Origin of the sequence: Glaciecola sp. SC05 (assembly GCF_041380235.1) — a bacterium.
Taxonomy (GTDB): Bacteria; Pseudomonadota; Gammaproteobacteria; order Enterobacterales; family Alteromonadaceae; genus Glaciecola.
This window is the reverse complement of the sequence record NZ_JBGIYY010000001.1, coordinates 75,567-92,107: the sequence shown is the minus strand read 5'-3', so window position 1 is coordinate 92,107 and position 16,541 is coordinate 75,567. Positions and strand designations below refer to the sequence as shown.

The following is a 16,541-nucleotide window of genomic DNA, read 5'->3' as shown; positions in this document are numbered from 1 at the left end:
ATGAATATGACTCAACAACGTATTACGGTTATCCGCGGAGACGGTATTGGCCCAGATATTATTGACGCCGCCATACAAATTTTAGATAAAGTCGGCTGTGACTTTGCTTACGATTACGCAGATGCAGGCCTGATGGCGCTCGAAAACCACGGCGAATTGTTGCCCGACGAAACTAAAGACCTCATTGCCAAAAATAAAGTCGCTTTAAAAGGCCCGCTCACCACTCCCGTAGGTGAAGGTTTCACGTCTATTAACGTGAGTCTTCGTAAGCAGTTTGAACTCTATGCAAATGTACGTCCGGTTATTTCATTTAAAGGCACCAAGGCTCGTTATGAAGATATCGACATTATTACCGTGCGTGAAAATACACAAGGCATGTATTCAGGCTTAGGACAGGTCTTGTCTGCCGATGGTGAAGAAGCCGAAGCGATGAGTAAAATTACTCGAGCCGGCGCGGAAAAAATTGTGGTGTTTGCCTATGAATTAGCACGTCGCGAAGGCCGCAAAAAAATTACCGTGGTGCATAAAGCCAACATATTAAAATCTACCTCAGGCTTATTTTTGAAAGTCGCCCGAGAGGTAGGTGAACGTTATCCTGATATACAGTCTGACGAGATGATTGTGGATAACTGCTGTATGCAGTTAGTGATGAACCCACATCAGTTTGACGTGATTGTTACGACTAATTTATTTGGCGATATATTGTCAGACCTTTGCGCTGGCTTAGTCGGCGGATTAGGCATGGCGCCAGGCGCAAATATTGGCGCTAACTGCGCTATATTTGAAGCGGTGCATGGCTCTGCACCTGATATTGCCGGCAAAAACTTAGCTAACCCAACCTCTGTCATTTTGGCCTCCATTCAAATGCTCGAGTATTTGAAGATGGGTGACAAAGCAGAAAAAATTCGCTCTGCACTGAAAGACGTAATTGAATCAGGCGATCGCACTACCCGTGATTTAGGTGGCGAGCACGGCACCACTGACTTTACAGAAGCGTTGCTAGAACGTTTATAAGTATTAAAAACTAGCCCAAGGTTCAACTATCTGCTTGCGTGTACTTTACGTAATATTCATAGCGTGCATGGTGCACACCGAATATTAAAAGGAGATTTTTATGAAAGTTAAAACTTGGTTTGCCGCTTTAGGCTTAGTACTTACTACCTTATTCTCGACTGCCGCTCTTGCTAATGGTCCTGATCGGGCAACACCGGCAAGTGCGGTTGTTTCGGTAGTGAATATTAATACCGCCGATATCGATACACTCTCTAGCTTGCCGGGCATTGGCCCTAAAAAAGCGGAGTCAATTGTGTCGTATCGTGAGCTAAACGGTAACTTTCAATCGGTAGATGAGCTGTCAAATGTAAAAGGCATTGGCAAGCGCATGGTTGAAAAACTTGCGGACAAAGTGTCGATTTAGCTTTATTGCTACATGGCTACATGGCTAAAACGAAAAAAGACTAGCATACAGACCGTATTGCTAGTCTTTTTGTATTTGGCTTAATCGCTTATTTTACAAAGTTCTTTAAATACGCCATAAACTCTTCACCTAATTCTGGGTGGCGTACGGCATAGGCTACATTTGCCATCATATAGCCAAGCTTAGAGCCACAGTCATGGCTACTACCCTTCATGTAGTAAGCATCTACCTGCTCATGCTCCATTAGCGCATCGATAGCATCAGTTAACTGCACCTCGCCTCCTGCGCCTTGGGGTGTTTTTGCCAACAGCTCCCAAATTTTTGAAGACAATACGTACCTGCCAACCACCGCAAGATCAGAGGGCGCGTCTTCTAGGGCTGGTTTTTCTACCATTCGGTGCATTTTTGCCGATTCACCCGGAGCAAGTTGCCGCCCTTCTAGATCCACAATACCGTATTTAGATACATCTTCTTGAGGTACCTGTTCAACCATTACTTGGCTAACGCGGCTTGTATTAAACTTTGCCACCATATCGGCTAAATTGTCTTTTTTCGGGTTACTCATCGCATCGTCAATAATCACATCGGGTAGCACTACCGCAAAGGGTGCATCTCCAACCAGTGGTAACGCGCACATTACCGCGTGACCCAAGCCGTTTGCGACACCTTGACGAACGTGCATGATAGTGACATCTTTGGGACATATTTGCTGAACTGCTTCAAGCAACTGGCGTTTTACCCGTTTTTCTAAAGTTGCCTCTAGTTCGAATGAAGTATCAAAATGGTTTTCAATGCTGTTTTTACTGGCGTGGGTCACCAAAATAATTTCTTTTAAGCCCGCTTGGACACATTCATTTACCACATACTGGATAAGCGGTTTATCTACCACTGGCAGCATTTCTTTGGGAATAGCTTTAGTAGCTGGCAACATCCTAGTACCAAGACCTGCTACAGGTATTACCGCTTTTTTAACTTGACTCATTGTAAACTCTTCCTCGTTATTATCTTAAACGGTTTGCACAATAGATTGACCGCGGCCAATGCCGTAGTAATGCAATCCGTATTCCGACATGAGCGATGGCTCAAATAAATTTCGTCCATCAAAGATAACTTGGTCGGCAATTTTCGCTTTGATCAAATCAAAGTCTGGGGCTCTGAAGGCTTGCCACTCAGTGCATATTACAAGGCAATCAGCGCCATTGAGTGCCGACTCTTTAGTTCCCATTAGGGCAAGGTCGTCTCGACCGTTATAGATTCGCTGCGTCTCTTCCATGGCCTCAGGGTCAAAGGCCTGCACCTTAGCTCCCTGCTCCCATAGTTTTTCCATTAATACGCGGCTCGATGCCTCACGCATATCATCTGTATTCGGCTTAAACGATAAGCCCCAAAGTGCAATTGTTTTACCCTGCACGTTGTTGTTGTAAAAACGCATGATATATTCAAATAATTTTTCTTTTTGACGGTAGTTTACTGCCTCTACCGCTTCTAGTACTTTGGCTTGATAACCTACCGCCGTTGCACTTCTAACGAGCGCCTGCACATCTTTAGGGAAACAAGAGCCGCCATAACCGCAACCAGGATAAATAAACTGATAGCCAATGCGTGGGTCGCTGCCAATACCTTTACGAACGTTTTCAACATCGGCGCCAAATAGCTCGGCTAAGTTTGCAATTTCGTTCATAAAGCTGATTTTAGTGGCGAGCATGCAGTTAGCGGCGTATTTAGTTAACTCGGCGCTGCGCACATCCATAACAATGATTTTGTCGTGGTTGCGATTAAATGGTGAGTAAAGTTCACGCAGTTTCTTTTCAGAGCGTTCGCTTTTTGTGCCCAAAATAATGCGGTCGGGGCGCATGCAATCACTCACGGCGGCGCCTTCTTTTAAAAACTCTGGGTTGGAAACCACATCAAACGTCACATCTTTGTTCAAGTTAGCTAAAACATCAGACACCCGTGCTGTTACTCGGTCGGCAGTGCCAACGGGAACGGTTGATTTATTGATAATGATTTTGTGAGACTGCATATGCGTGGCAATTGTCTCGGCCACAGCCAATACGTATTTTAGGTCAGCAGAGCCATCTTCGTCGGGAGGTGTCCCAACGGCGATAAATATAAGGTCACCATGTGTCACGCCTTTTTCGGCGTCGGTAGTAAAGACCACGCGGCCAGCTTCAAAATTGCTCTTAACTAAAGGAGTCAAGCCTGGCTCATAAATTGGAATAATGCCTTTTTCAAGATTGTCGACTTTGTTTTGGTCAACATCCACACATACCACATCGTGTCCTACTTCAGCTAACACTGCAGCTTGTACTAAGCCAACATAGCCGATTCCGAATACGGTTACTTTCATTTAGGGGGTTCCTTTGTTTACATTTTGCCGAAATTACTTTGTAGATTACTACACAGGTGTTACGTATTGTGTATGAGGTAATATACTAGCGTTTTTCAACGAGTTACGCGAGCTTGATCAATTAGCAATTTATAGACCACAATTAATCCATAATCGACAGGTATTGCGGCCTTACTTGGGTATGTTTTTATTTTATAACATTCAATTTTGGTTTTCTTGGATCACGCTCTTCGGCGGCTTTTTGTGGGTAGCGTTGTGTCCAGACTAAATCGCAGATGCCGTCGGTTGGTGCAAAACCGGTAGGTGCGTTGAGTAAAATGTCTCGAATGATTTCATGCTCAAAGTTGTGACAGGCCTTATCTAAGTCATCAAGAATAACCGATAAGTCGTCCCAAGAAAGCATCGCTTCATTTGCAGTTAGGATCCGCTCATGGAATGTCTCAGACACATTGTCTCCGATTAACAGTTCTTCAAAAAGCTTTTCGCCAGGGCGCAGACCCGTGCAAACTATTTCGATATCACCATCTGGATTATTTTCATCTTTAATCTCTAAACCAGAGAGCCTGACCATTTTTTCAGCTAAGTCTTTAATGCGTACTGACTCGCCCATGTCTAGCACAAATACGTCACCACCTTTGCCCATTGCGCCAGCTTGGATAACTAACTGCGCAGCTTCAGGAATCGTCATAAAATAACGAGTGATGTCCTCATGGGTGAGGGTAATCGGACCACCTTCTTTAATTTGGCGTCTAAATAACGGCACAACCGAACCAGATGAACCCAACACATTACCGAAGCGAACCATACAGAATTTAGTGCCGGTATTGATTTTTGATTTATCGAGCGCCTGCAGCACAAGTTCAGCCATACGCTTACTGGCGCCCATGGTATTAGTAGGACGCACAGCCTTATCGGTTGAAACTAAGACAAAGGTTTCAAGGCCTGCATTGATTGCAGCCTTAGCAGCATAATAAGTGCCAAACACATTATTGCGGATACCCTCAACAACGTTATGTTCAACTAATGGAACATGTTTATATGCAGCGGCATGATATAGGGTATGAACAGCAAAGGTTTTCATTACTGCTTCAATGCGATTAATACGCTGCACAGACCCCATAATTGGAAAAAGTTTGGTTTTTAAATTTTGCTTGAAAATGTATTCAGATAGTTCTTTTTCGATTGAGTACAGATCGAACTCAGAGCGTTCGAAAAGTATTAACTGCGAGGGCTTGTACTTTAAAATCTGACGACATAACTCAGAACCAATTGAACCACCGGCCCCAGTAACCATGACGGACTTCGCGGTAATGTGCAGCGCCATAAGTTGTGGTAAGGGGGTTACCGGCTCTCTGCCGAGCAAATCGTCTATATCGACATCCATTAGCTCAGCAGTTGAGAAGTTACCCTCAACCATGTCTTTGATGCCGGGAATAGTTTGAACTTTTATCGCAAAACGCTCTAACTCGCCAATAATTTTGTTTCGTCTTGCGCGGCTCGCGCTAGGCAGTGCTAGCAGTACTTTATAGGCTTTGCCGTCGGCAATTAGTGTGCGCAGTTCTTTGCGGTGAACAACCGGCACGCCTTGCACTATAGAGCCTTGTTTAGACTTGTCGTCATCGATAAAAGCTGTAACGTAGTATTCCGCACCAGTTGCAAGACCAATTGCTAATTGGCGGCCCGCTGATCCTGCACCATATACCACCACAGGCTTTTTAGTGCCGCCGGCGAACTGCACAATGAGCGCTCGAACAATAAGTCTCGCCCCACCCACAGAAAGCAGTATTAAGCCTGCATAAATAAGAGGCATGGTTCTTGGAATAATGGTAGAAGAGAAAAACGCAATAAGCACTAAACAGGAGGTGGACGCTATAGTGCCACCCACAATTGCCCACACTGCTTTTGAGCTCATGTAGCGTAATACCGCTCTGTACAGGCCTAAACGAATAAACATCAAAAGGCTTAGAGGTAATACTGCGGCTAAAATCGCCCAGTAGCTGGCATCAGTGATGGGCTGGGTTGTGTCGAGACGAATGAATAACGCCATCCAATAAGAAAAGGCGATAAATAAAGAGTCAACACACAGCGTGATAATACGCTTGGTTGACCTTGAAGATTCTAGTATCGACTTTAATAAACGAGACAAATGTGATGTATTATTGTGCGAATGTTCCTTATTCACGACAACCCTCATTAGTGTGTGTGTTTTTTATTGCCAAAATTATAGTTGGAATGCATAGAAATACAAGTAATAAGGCAACAGATAAAGACTAAGAGACGACCTCATAAAACTTTAGTGACTAGCTTTTCTTGAAAATTAGCTTGCTTAATTTTCATATTGTTACAAAAAGCTCCTCACTAAATTACGAGATTGGGCGAACACAATGCATTCAGAGGCTAACCCTAAGCAGCTAATCAAATTGAGCTAAAGACATTACTTCATCAATTGCTTGGCAGGTCAGTTCAATTTCATTATGCGTTAGTGTAGGGTGCACTAAGAACATTAAGCTCGTTTCACCTAATTCTTTTGCATTTTTAAGACGCTCTCTTGGTCTAAAGCCAGTCCCGTCAAAGGCTTTTTCCAAATACACCTCAGAACAAGAGCCTGAGAAGCACGGTACACCTTTTTCGGTAATAGCGGTCATAATACGATCCCGATCCCAACCTGTTTTAAGGTTAGTTGGCTCTACAAACACATAACATTTATAAGCTGCGTGTACGCAACCAGTATTTTTCGTACAAGTCAGATCACATCCGCTACACTGCACCGTCGGTACACGCAATGCACTATATTCTTTGCACGTTTGCCAGATGAGCTTTACGTTATCATTTCGTTTTTTAGTCCATTCTGCCATGCGTTTTAGTTGTATCCGACCAATAACTGCCTGCATTTCAGTCATGCGCCAATTAGTACCAAAACTATCATGCACCCAGCGAAAACCAGGCGGATGTTCCCGCTCATAAACGGCTTCGTAACTTTTACCATGGTCTTTATACGACCACATTTTCGACCATAACTCTTTGTCATTGGTAGTCACCATCCCACCTTCTCCGCCAGTAGTCATGATTTTGTCTTGGCAAAAACTCCACGCCCCAATATGGCCAATAGAGCCTACTGAGCGTCCTTTATACTTAGCGCCATGTGCTTGAGCACAGTCCTCTATAACTGCAAAGCCATGCTTATCTGCAAGTTCCATAATCGGATCCATATCAGCAGGCATACCTGCTAAATGGACCACTATTACGGCTTTTGTATTAGGGGTGATTACAGCGTTAATTGACTCAGTAGTGATGTTTTGACTATTTAAATCCACGTCAGCGAAAATTGGGATCGCGCCAGCAGTTACAACAGAGGATACCGAGGCAAGGAAAGTTCTCGGCGTAACTATTACGTCATCACCATGAGAAATACCTAATGCATTAAGCGCTAGGTCGAGTGCCAAAGTCCCATTTCCAAGTGCTATGGCATAGTTTGCGCTTGTCCATTCCGCAAACTCTTTCTCAAATTCACGACATTCTTGGCCAGTCCAGTAATTTACTTTATTTGATAAAACCACATTACGAACGGCATTTGCTTCTTCATCTGTGAAGCTTGGCCATGGGGAGAATTTAGTATTTATCATATGGCTCCGTTATGACTTTAAAATTTTAGCTGGCACGCCGACTGCTGTAATGCCATCTGATAAATTAGTTATTACAGCAGAACCTGCTCCTACCGTAACGTTTTTTCCAATAATTGTTGACTGAATTACTGAGGCACCTATTCCAATCCAACTACATTCACCTATTTCAACATTCCCAGCTAGTTTGACTCCAGGACAAATATGAACGCCATCAAAGACCCTGCAATCATGGTCAACTGAGGCGTTTGTGTTGACAATGACAGCTTCAGACAAATAAGAGCCAGCACTAATTATACTTCCTGCTAAGCAAACCGTTCCGTCACCTACATGTGCATACCGCGAAATATTAGCAGACGGATGGACAACGCTGACTAAGTTGTGCCCAATCGACCTTAAATACTTACTTTTTTCTAGTCTTAAAGCGTTGTCACCAATAGCAACAACAAAATCAAATTTATCGACAGACGAAACTAGATCTTTGAAAGTACCAACAACCTTAAAGTCTAAGCACTTTTCCTTCACAAAAACAGAATCGTCATAAAAAATAATAGATGACCAACATCCCATTTCAAAAGCAGCATCTGCGACAACCTTGCCATGCCCACCGGCACCAATGACAGCGAGGTAACTCATTTTTCTTCAGAGCCTGTAAACTTTGAAATTGTTGCTTCGCCTGAAGCTGAAATTCCCTCACGCTTAAAAACCTTTTTCACTGTTAAATAGAGAATTTTCAAGTCTAAACTAAACGACCAATTATCCACATACCAAACATCAAGTTTGAACTTGTCATCCCAACTTATGGCATTTCGGCCATTTACCTGTGCCCAGCCAGTAATTCCCGGTCTGACTTCATGACGTCTTGCTTGTTCTTCAGAATAAAGTGTTAAATATTCAACTAACAATGGACGCGGGCCTACTAAGCTCATATCGCCCCTTATGACATTTATCAACCCCGGCAGTTCATCTAAACTAGTGGAACGCAATAATCTACCAAATCTCCCTAAACGCTTTGAGTCTGGTAAACTCTGTCCTTGAGCGTTAGATTCGTCATACATAGACCTAAACTTCAACATTTGAAATGATTTGCCGTGCAAACCTGGGCGGCTTTGTTTAAAAAAAATGGGGGCTCCTAATTTAAGCCTGACAGTTAATCCTACTATTGCAAGAATTGGAAGCAATGCAAGTAACGTAAATGTCGCAGCTACAATATCAAACACTCTTTTCATCTGCTAAACACCATTTATCAATTCAATCATTCTTTTATTAACTTTGTTCACGCAGTACTTATCAACTGCACGTTTGCGGGATTTAATTCCCATTTCGCTAATAAGATTAGGTTCAGCTAAAAATCTTTCTAATATCTTACACAAGTCAACCGATGAATTTGGTGGAATCAGAAAGCCATTTTCACCATCTAAAACAGTTTCTCTGCAACCAGGCATATCGGTAGTCACAATAGCTCGCCCAGTCGCTAAAGCTTCTAAAATAGTTCGAGGAGTGCCTTCTGGATAATAACTAGGTAAAACAAAAACGTCACACTTCACCAGAATTTCCTTCACACTTTTCAATTTTCCATGGAATTCGATCACACCTTGCTCTACCCAACTATTTAGTTCATCAGTTTTAATGGCTGAAGGATTATCATCAATCCAACCGACAACATGAAAGACTGCACTTGGCCATTTGTTTCGGAGTTTCGTTGCTGCCTCAATATAATCATAAATTCCTTTTTCTCTGATTAAACGAGCAATAAACAAAAAATTTGTTTGAGATTTTATTACTGCAGGTTGAAATGAGAAATCCTTTGTATTTATGCCAGAGCCATTTACTACCGCAGTTCTTTCATAAAGCACAAGGTTCCTACTAACAAATAAAGCGCTATCATCTGGATTCTGAAACACAATTGCTGTTGCCTGATTTAAAGCGGCTCGATATAGGTGGTGTGCCAAAAAACTGATAGCTTTGAATTTTACCCCTTGGCCTTGCCCAAAAGCATAGCCAAGACCAGTAATCAGAGCAGTTTTTTGCTGAACATCAGTAAATAATGTAGCAAGGAGGCCATAGATGACAGGCTTTATTGTATAAACAAGCAAATGGGTAATTTTTAGAATCTTTATCAATTTTCGTATAGCAAAAATAGTTTTTATATCATTTATTGGATTAAGGCCGGTTCGTGACATCGGAATCTCATGAAAAACGGCACCAATAGATTTAATTCGTTCGAGCTCATCCATATATAAATTAGCATCAGGCGCCGAAACAAAGACAGTAAATCCATCTTCAATCAACCTTTTAATTAAGTCTCCCCTGAAGTTTAATATTGACGGTAAGTAACTTCCAATTAAAAGAATTCTTTTATCCATTTAAAATCCAAATTATTTTCGCGATTCTAACCAAGCTTGGAACATGAGTACATTCCAAAGCTTTGAAGCATTATTTTCAGCACCTTTTAAATGCGCTGTATAAGAACGCCGCACCAGATCTGCATTGAAAAACCCTTGTTGCTGTAATTTACTTTCATCTAACAAATCCTCAGCCCAGTCACGAAGTTCATTTTTAAGCCATATGTGAATAGGCACCCCAAAACCGAGTTTGGGCCTCTCGAACATTTCTTCAGGAACATACTTATGCAATATTTGTTTCAATGGCCATTTTGTATGGTTGTTTTTTTGCTTCAACGACACAGGCATGCGCCACGCAACTGAGAATACTGCAGGATCTAACAATGGGATTCTACTTTCAAGTGATACTGCCATTGTAGCTCTATCTACTTTAGTGAGAATATCATTTGGTAAATAATGTGTTGTGTCCCTGAGCATCATCCTCTCAATGTCATCAAGCTTATCATCAAAAGAAATGGAACTATCATATTTAGAAAAAAAACCTGAGTGTTGCATAATATTAACGTCATGCCAATGTTGCATGCTTAGCTGATATAATTCGTCTACAGAACATGCCATTATCCAATCAGCAAAACGTTTTATCTTTAGTCCGACAGCTCCTTTTCGACCATATTTTTCTGCATGCGCTCTCAGAAAAAAGAAAAGCATTTCTAATACTCTAGGAGAAGCCTTCTTTAAAAGTTTAGAAATAATATTTCGACAGGGTATTGGAGAAAGTTTTTTCCACATATCGGTAGCTGCACTATAGCGTTTATAGCCGCAAAACAACTCATCGCCTCCATCTCCACTTAAACACACTGTTACGCGTTCTTTGGCCATCTTACTTACAAGATACATAGGTATCTGTGAAGAATCAGCAAACGGCTCATCAAACATAGCCCCAAGCTTAGGTACGACGTTTATCGCATCTTCTGCGGTAAGATATTTTTCGTGATGTTTAGTTCCTAGATGTAACGCCACGTTCTTGGCAAATTGAGCTTCGTTGTATCCGTCAACATGGAAACCTATAGAAAATGTGTTAACTGGCTTATCGGAAACAGATTGCATTAATGCAACGATCGTACTTGAGTCAATTCCACCAGACAAAAACGCTCCTAAAGGCACGTCTGACTCCATTCGCATTTTCACAGATGTTAACAAAACCTCGTGTAATGCCTCTATAGCATCGCGCTCGCTAGAAAAAGGGTTTTGTTTACATACTTTAATTTCTTGGGCTGGATCCCAATACTTACTTATTTGTAAGTTACCAACAGAGCTTATTGTTATAACAGTTGCAGGCTCAACTTTTCTTATCTTCTGATAAATTGATAGCTGCCCACCTATGCAGCCATTTTGCAATAAGGCGCCTACTGCATGTTGGTCTATATCTAAATCAATTGATTGTAGCTGCTCAAAACACCTTACCTCCGAAGCAAAATAGCATGCTCTGCCATCAATGTAATAATATAGCGGTTTTTCTCCAAACCTATCCCTCGCTAATTTTAGTTCACTTAATTCCCTATCCCATAGTCCTATTGCAAACATTCCATTAAATTTGGAAACAGCTTGCTCAAAGCCTAAAACGGAGATCGCTTCTAGAATAATTTCAGTGTCAGAATGACCTCGCCAGTTAGTTGTGCCCATTGCTTCTAGCTGTTGACGTATCGCATCGAAGTTATATATTTCACCGTTATATACGATAGAAAATCTTTCATTTTTAGACAACATTGGCTGATGGCCTGCAGGGGAAAGATCTAGAATCGATAATCTTCTATGCCCGAATGCTATTGGATGTTCACACCAGACGCCATCATCATTGGGACCTCGATGAATAATTACATTGTTCATTAGTTCTATTTCAGTTCTTAAAAGAGAAGAATCTGAGTTAAAAACAAGCCCTCCGGTTAAACCACACACTTATTCGTCACCTACTTCCATTATTTGTTTTGAAATTAGCTTTATATCAAAACGAGACCGCATGTCTTTTGCGGCATCTTCTGACAATTCGTTAAGTTGTAAAGATGTCATACTAAATAATTTAGTAAATGAACCAACCATTTCGGAAGTACCCTTTATTGGGACCACTCTGTTACTATCTTTAACAATAACAGATGCATCACCAACATCTGTGCTTATACAAATACAACCAAAAGATGAAGCTTCTGCAAGAACGTTTGGAAAACCTTCTGTAATCGACGTTAAAGCGAAAAAGTGAATGCGCTTATAAAAATCTGACATTTGAGAAAGTTCACCATGCAAGACCAACCTAGAGCGTACTACATGAAATTCATCAATCCAAGCGGACACTGCAGGATTGTCATAATCAACATTCCTACCAGCAACCTCAACAAAAACATTCGGATAAATTCGTTGTAGTCTTCCAGCAACCTCAAAAAAGGTCGCAAAGTCCTTAGCTACATGAAATCTGCCTGCAGCGCCAATTACTAATTTCGAAACAGCGAAGTTTTTTGGCACAAAATCTTCAAAAATATATCCATTGGGAATGTATACCGCACTTGAAAAAGGTGAATATCCATAATGTAAATGCTGTTCTTGAGCTCGCTTAGAGCAATAAATAACCTTATTAGGAATCCTCCCCAGCAACTTACCAAGTTTTATAGCCACTTTTGTACTGAAAGATTCAGATTTAATATTATCAAGAGAATGCCGAACATTCCAAATCAATGGTGACGTACTGCGAGATATTAAATAACTGAGTGTCCCAATAGCGTGAGCGTGATACATCCAACAAAAGACCTTTTTCGCTCCATTCAAATAAGGTACTAATCTGACAATAGATAAAATTAAACCCAATACACTTTTAGAATCTAATGACACAACATTAACATTAGGTGGCAATAAGCTCTTTACCGAATCAGATACAGATAATAGCGAAAGAACCAAGTGCTCCTGATTACAAGAAGCATTAATAACTCTGGCCAGCATTTTCTCAGCACCTCCAACTTGAGAAAAGTTAGTAATAATATGCAAATTATACATTGCCCGTTTCCTTTTCTAGAGCCCTACCAACTAATAAATATGACATAACCAATAAAGCAAATATTTTAAAATTATAATTTTGGTATAACCCCGGCTCTTTAAACTCGAAAGCAAAGGTTAATAGTATTAATGTAGCCATAAATATCTTCACGGAAAAATCATTAAAAGAATCAAAAAAACGTAAAAAAATTGCTGCTGAGAATATGTTAAACAAATAAAAGCTTATAAACCCAAAAATTCCAAATGCTAGTAAAATTTTCATAATTCCTGGGTCCGGCAGGTAATAGCCATGATTTGATTCATTTAGAAAACCAGCACCAAATAAAAAATGTTCTACGGATGGCCAATAGAACATTCTAGATACCTCAGTTGTAGTTTCGGCTTGAAAACTACCGGTCTCAAAAAAGTTATTGAAAAGCTCAAACGAATGTGACAGGTAAAAGGATATTGAGTTACTGTCAAAGCTGAACACCCCATTTGAAAGAAGGTAAAATATTATGGATGCTGAACCTCCTATTAAAGCTATCAGATACAATTTTGGTTTTATGCCAGACAGCAACCCAAACCAGAATAAACCTAAAAATATTGAAAAGTATAGTCCAGTCCTGCCAACGAAAAAAGTTGACAACAGAATTAATAGTGAGCCGCCAATGTAAATATAGGACTTAGAAGTGAAAAGCTTAGATATTACGAGCCCTATCGCAAAAATCGTGCTCAATACAACTGATTGGGAGGCCCCCCCGCCAGTTGCGAAACCAGACGCTCGCATGCTGATTTCAAAATTAATATTTGAGGTTTTTAAGAAAAAAGAAAGTAAGAATCTTTTAAATTCCGGAGAAAAAACCTCTACTATTATCGAGATGGATATTAAAAATCCACACCAAAATACCGTTTTTAAGATAAAAACCTTGAATTCGTATATTGTAGAAAATAAAGATATACCCCAATAGAGCAGGCAAAGAACGTAAATATATTTGGAAACAAAGCTAACAATTATTACTAAAAATCCATAGTCAGAACTCAAGTTATATAGGTATGAAAAAAAGCCAAGACTGAACAGTAGTGCAGATAACATAAAAAGAAAAATTAAATAAGATTTTAATTGCTTAGAAAGAGTAATTCTAAATCTTGACTTCAATACCATAAAAAAAAACGGGACTAACGACACAATCATTATTATTTCTGAAAGTAACGGAAAAAAAACTAATCTAATAGGGAAAATATGATTGTAAATAAATACGATAAACATGATTTTCATTACAGCAAGCTTAAATACAGAGGACGCTGCTAGCATAGGCGAGGGACTTTAAAATGTTTTACATATGGCAAGAAACGAATAAATTTAATTATCCCTTTTACTGAAATGGTCCTCAAAACTAATTTAAAGAACAGTCGTTTAGTATCACGATTATTTTTTATATCAACGATTAAATTTACAAAACAAAAAACAAAAAAACTTGAAGAATATACTGGATGTTTTTCCAAAAAATATCGGATATTGGATGCAGCGACCCTTTTTATTTTTGTACCAGAGTTTCTAGTAATTGCGCCGCTAGATTGCACTCGATATTCGGTCAAGACATCATCAAGTATTTTACCATTACCAGAAAGTAAGAACTCTAAGCTGTAAAAAAGATCGATCTTATCAAACGCGTTGTCAGTCGTAATTCGGGCGCACCGCCGATACATAATACTGCTATGCATAGCAACCGCTCCAACTTGAGCAAGCTTGTCAAAATTAACAAAACCTTCATCGCCAAAAAACTTTAAGTTCGTTAATTGCCCGTCAAACTTTAGGCCGTAATCGTTGAAGAAATTAGATTTAGTCCAACATACAGAAAAGGTTGGATGACTTTCTAAAAAATCATATTGTTTCTGAATCTTATTCGGAAGCCAAATATCATCGCCATCTAAGTGACAAACATATTCGTTGCTTGCCCTATTGTGAGTTTCTACATAATTTCTCAACGCTCCAACATTTTCAGTCCTTAAAAAAGGCTTTATAAAATTGTATTCTGCAGCAAATTTTTTGATGATTTGCTGTGTACCATCACTAGAGCAATCATCACTAACTATAACTTCGATTTCAAATTCTGATTCCTGACTTACAACACTCTGTAGACATTGTTCTATATAATGTTCTTGATTATAAGAAACAATACATACTGAAACCTTTGGTTTAACACTTATCATTCAAAGCCTTTTTACTTTCAATATCAAAATCCTTCTTAGATAGCATGAGGAAACCACCGATGAAACAAGGACCAAGGCCCCAAAAATGATCAATTGGAAAAGAATTATAAGTTTACCCGATACTACAAACAGAAATGAACAAACTAATGCTACACAAATCGGTAATAATAATAATTTGAGGAAATCAACAAAGAACCATTTTAAATGAAGCCCAGGAATTAGTTTAGAGTGCACAACGCCTGTCCAAAAAACAAAATAAATAAGATTTACACCAAACCAAGCATATCCTGCACCGACCATACCGTAAATGTTGGTAGCAAACCAGAGTGCTGGAAACAGCAACAAAACAAATAACAAACTACCAATAACATGCAACTTTAAGCTGCCTAATGCGTATTGCAAATAATAAGGGAAAGCACCCACAGCAATTAATCCATAACCGGCAGCATAGAATTTTAATGTAGGTGCAGCAGCATTAACGATAACCTTATCGCCAGTCCATACAAATAAAATATGCTCCGCAAATACTACTAACAAAATACTAATCGTTCCAGCTAATGTAGTAATTAACTGAGTGGAATTTCGATAAATTTGAATCAGCTTTTCTCTTTTCCCTTGTGCTTCAAGATTAGCCATTCTAGGCATTATTGCTCCACTAATTGGTGAAGCTATCATCATAATCCCACCTGCTACAAGCACAGCTAAAGTAAAGTACCCATAATTTTCTAAACTAAGTATATACGACATAATGAACTTGTCTGTTTGAGTTACCAATACCCAAATACTAGAGGTTAATGCTATGCTAAGAGCAAAAGATAAATATGGCTTAATCGGTTTTAAGGACCAAGTCATTTCCATTTTTTGAATAGGTGAAAGGTTTGGTAATAACTTATTTGCTTTCATGTACAAACCAGAAAACTCTAGAAGTGCAATCAACAACTGATAACTAAAAAACACCATTGGTGTGGCGCCCCAGACCCATAAAACTGGAAAAATTAAAAGAAAACGCAATGTTGCAATCAGAACGTTAAAGCAACTTAACCACACTAACTGTTCGCTGCCTGTTACAACCCCTCTATAAAGCCCTGTCATCCAGCGCAAAGCTATGCTCATTGCCATTATACGTAACGAGTAAACAACTTCGTAGGTGCTTAATTCCTGAATATTAAGCCACTTATCCGCAATAAAATTAGACAGAAAAAATAAACACCCGCCGCCAAGAAAAGCGACAGTTAAAAATATTGCTGTTAATGTTCTGTAAAGTTGCTTATAAACATTAGCTGAATGTGCACCCGCATTATATCGTGCCGTTTCTCGGCTAATAGTAGGGGTCAGACCTAAATCTAAAATAGCAAACATTGCTTGAAGCATTGCAAAAAAACCGATCAACCCATAAGCTTCGGCTCCCATGATTGAGATATAAAATGGTAGAACTAAAATACCAACTAAAACTACGTAAATCTGGCTTGCATATGACGCAATAATATTTTGCTTTAGAGTATTGCTTGTCAAAAGTGATTCCTTTCCTTACCAGTTAATATTAATCCGCTAGTAGGAGGCCTAAAGTTAATTTAATT

Annotated in this window: 16 protein-coding genes; 4 read left to right on the top strand and 12 right to left on the bottom strand. The window is 39.8% G+C overall.

The window, feature by feature from the left end:
* Positions 1–6 precede the first annotated feature (6 nt).
* Together AB9H30_RS00380 and AB9H30_RS00375 are read left to right on the top strand one after the other, a co-directional pair.
* Positions 7–1,014, top strand: a complete 1,008-nt coding sequence (locus tag AB9H30_RS00380; RefSeq protein WP_371192570.1) for an isocitrate dehydrogenase — start codon at positions 7–9, stop codon at positions 1,012–1,014.
* 100 nt (positions 1,015–1,114) lie between these two features.
* Positions 1,115–1,417, top strand: a complete 303-nt coding sequence (locus AB9H30_RS00375) for a ComEA family DNA-binding protein (protein ID WP_371192569.1) — start codon at positions 1,115–1,117, stop codon at positions 1,415–1,417.
* Positions 1,418–1,505: 88 nt separating this feature from the next.
* Here AB9H30_RS00375 and galU read toward each other — a convergent pair whose 3' ends face one another.
* From galU to AB9H30_RS00325, 10 genes are all read right to left on the bottom strand, one after another.
* Complete coding sequence (galU, locus tag AB9H30_RS00370; protein WP_371192568.1) at positions 1,506–2,399, bottom strand: UTP--glucose-1-phosphate uridylyltransferase GalU; 894 nt, start codon at positions 2,397–2,399, stop codon at positions 1,506–1,508.
* A 24-nt stretch (positions 2,400–2,423) separates the two neighbouring features.
* Positions 2,424–3,767, bottom strand: coding sequence for a UDP-glucose/GDP-mannose dehydrogenase family protein (locus AB9H30_RS00365; protein WP_371192567.1), 1,344 nt, complete (start codon positions 3,765–3,767; stop codon positions 2,424–2,426).
* Positions 3,768–3,954: 187 nt separating this feature from the next.
* A complete protein-coding gene (locus AB9H30_RS00360; protein WP_371192895.1) occupies positions 3,955–5,913 on the bottom strand; it encodes a polysaccharide biosynthesis protein in 1,959 nt (652 codons plus the stop codon).
* A 265-nt stretch (positions 5,914–6,178) separates the two neighbouring features.
* On the bottom strand, positions 6,179–7,390 hold the full coding sequence (locus AB9H30_RS00355; RefSeq protein ID WP_371192566.1) for a DegT/DnrJ/EryC1/StrS family aminotransferase: 1,212 nt from the start codon (positions 7,388–7,390) through the stop codon (positions 6,179–6,181).
* A gap of 9 nt (positions 7,391–7,399) precedes the next feature.
* Positions 7,400–8,023: an acetyltransferase gene (locus AB9H30_RS00350; protein ID WP_371192564.1), complete on the bottom strand. Its 624-nt coding sequence runs from the start codon at positions 8,021–8,023 to the stop codon at positions 7,400–7,402.
* Positions 8,020–8,616: a sugar transferase gene (locus tag AB9H30_RS00345; protein WP_371192563.1), complete on the bottom strand. Its 597-nt coding sequence runs from the start codon at positions 8,614–8,616 to the stop codon at positions 8,020–8,022. Before AB9H30_RS00345 ends, AB9H30_RS00350 begins: the two co-directional genes overlap by 4 nt.
* Positions 8,617–8,619: 3 nt before the next feature.
* A complete protein-coding gene (locus AB9H30_RS00340; protein WP_371192561.1) occupies positions 8,620–9,753 on the bottom strand; it encodes a glycosyltransferase family 4 protein in 1,134 nt (377 codons plus the stop codon).
* A gap of 12 nt (positions 9,754–9,765) precedes the next feature.
* Positions 9,766–11,688 carry an asparagine synthase (glutamine-hydrolyzing) gene (gene asnB / locus AB9H30_RS00335; protein WP_371192560.1) on the bottom strand — a complete coding sequence of 641 codons (1,923 nt, stop codon included), beginning with the start codon at positions 11,686–11,688 and terminating at the stop codon, positions 9,766–9,768.
* Positions 11,689–12,771, bottom strand: coding sequence for a glycosyltransferase (locus tag AB9H30_RS00330; protein ID WP_371192559.1), 1,083 nt, complete (start codon positions 12,769–12,771; stop codon positions 11,689–11,691).
* Positions 12,764–13,126: a hypothetical protein gene (locus AB9H30_RS00325; protein ID WP_371192558.1), complete on the bottom strand. Its 363-nt coding sequence runs from the start codon at positions 13,124–13,126 to the stop codon at positions 12,764–12,766. Before AB9H30_RS00325 ends, AB9H30_RS00330 begins: the two co-directional genes overlap by 8 nt.
* Before the next feature lie 142 nt (positions 13,127–13,268).
* Here AB9H30_RS00325 and AB9H30_RS00320 point away from each other — a divergent pair, with 142 nt between their 5' ends.
* Both AB9H30_RS00320 and AB9H30_RS00315 read left to right on the top strand, forming a co-directional pair.
* Positions 13,269–13,427 (top strand): hypothetical protein, encoded by a 159-nt coding sequence (locus AB9H30_RS00320; protein ID WP_371192557.1) that lies wholly within the window; start codon positions 13,269–13,271, stop codon positions 13,425–13,427.
* A gap of 15 nt (positions 13,428–13,442) precedes the next feature.
* The gene (locus AB9H30_RS00315) at positions 13,443–13,721 is read left to right on the top strand and encodes a hypothetical protein (RefSeq protein ID WP_371192556.1); all 279 of its coding nucleotides are present in this window, start codon (positions 13,443–13,445) and stop codon (positions 13,719–13,721) included.
* Between the two features lie 337 nt (positions 13,722–14,058).
* Here the strand turns inward: AB9H30_RS00315 and AB9H30_RS00310 are convergent, their stop codons facing one another.
* Positions 14,059–14,964, bottom strand: a complete 906-nt coding sequence (locus tag AB9H30_RS00310) for a glycosyltransferase family 2 protein (protein ID WP_371192554.1) — start codon at positions 14,962–14,964, stop codon at positions 14,059–14,061.
* Positions 14,965–16,476 carry an oligosaccharide flippase family protein gene (locus AB9H30_RS00305; protein WP_371192553.1) on the bottom strand — a complete coding sequence of 504 codons (1,512 nt, stop codon included), beginning with the start codon at positions 16,474–16,476 and terminating at the stop codon, positions 14,965–14,967.
* Positions 16,477–16,541 lie beyond the last annotated feature (65 nt).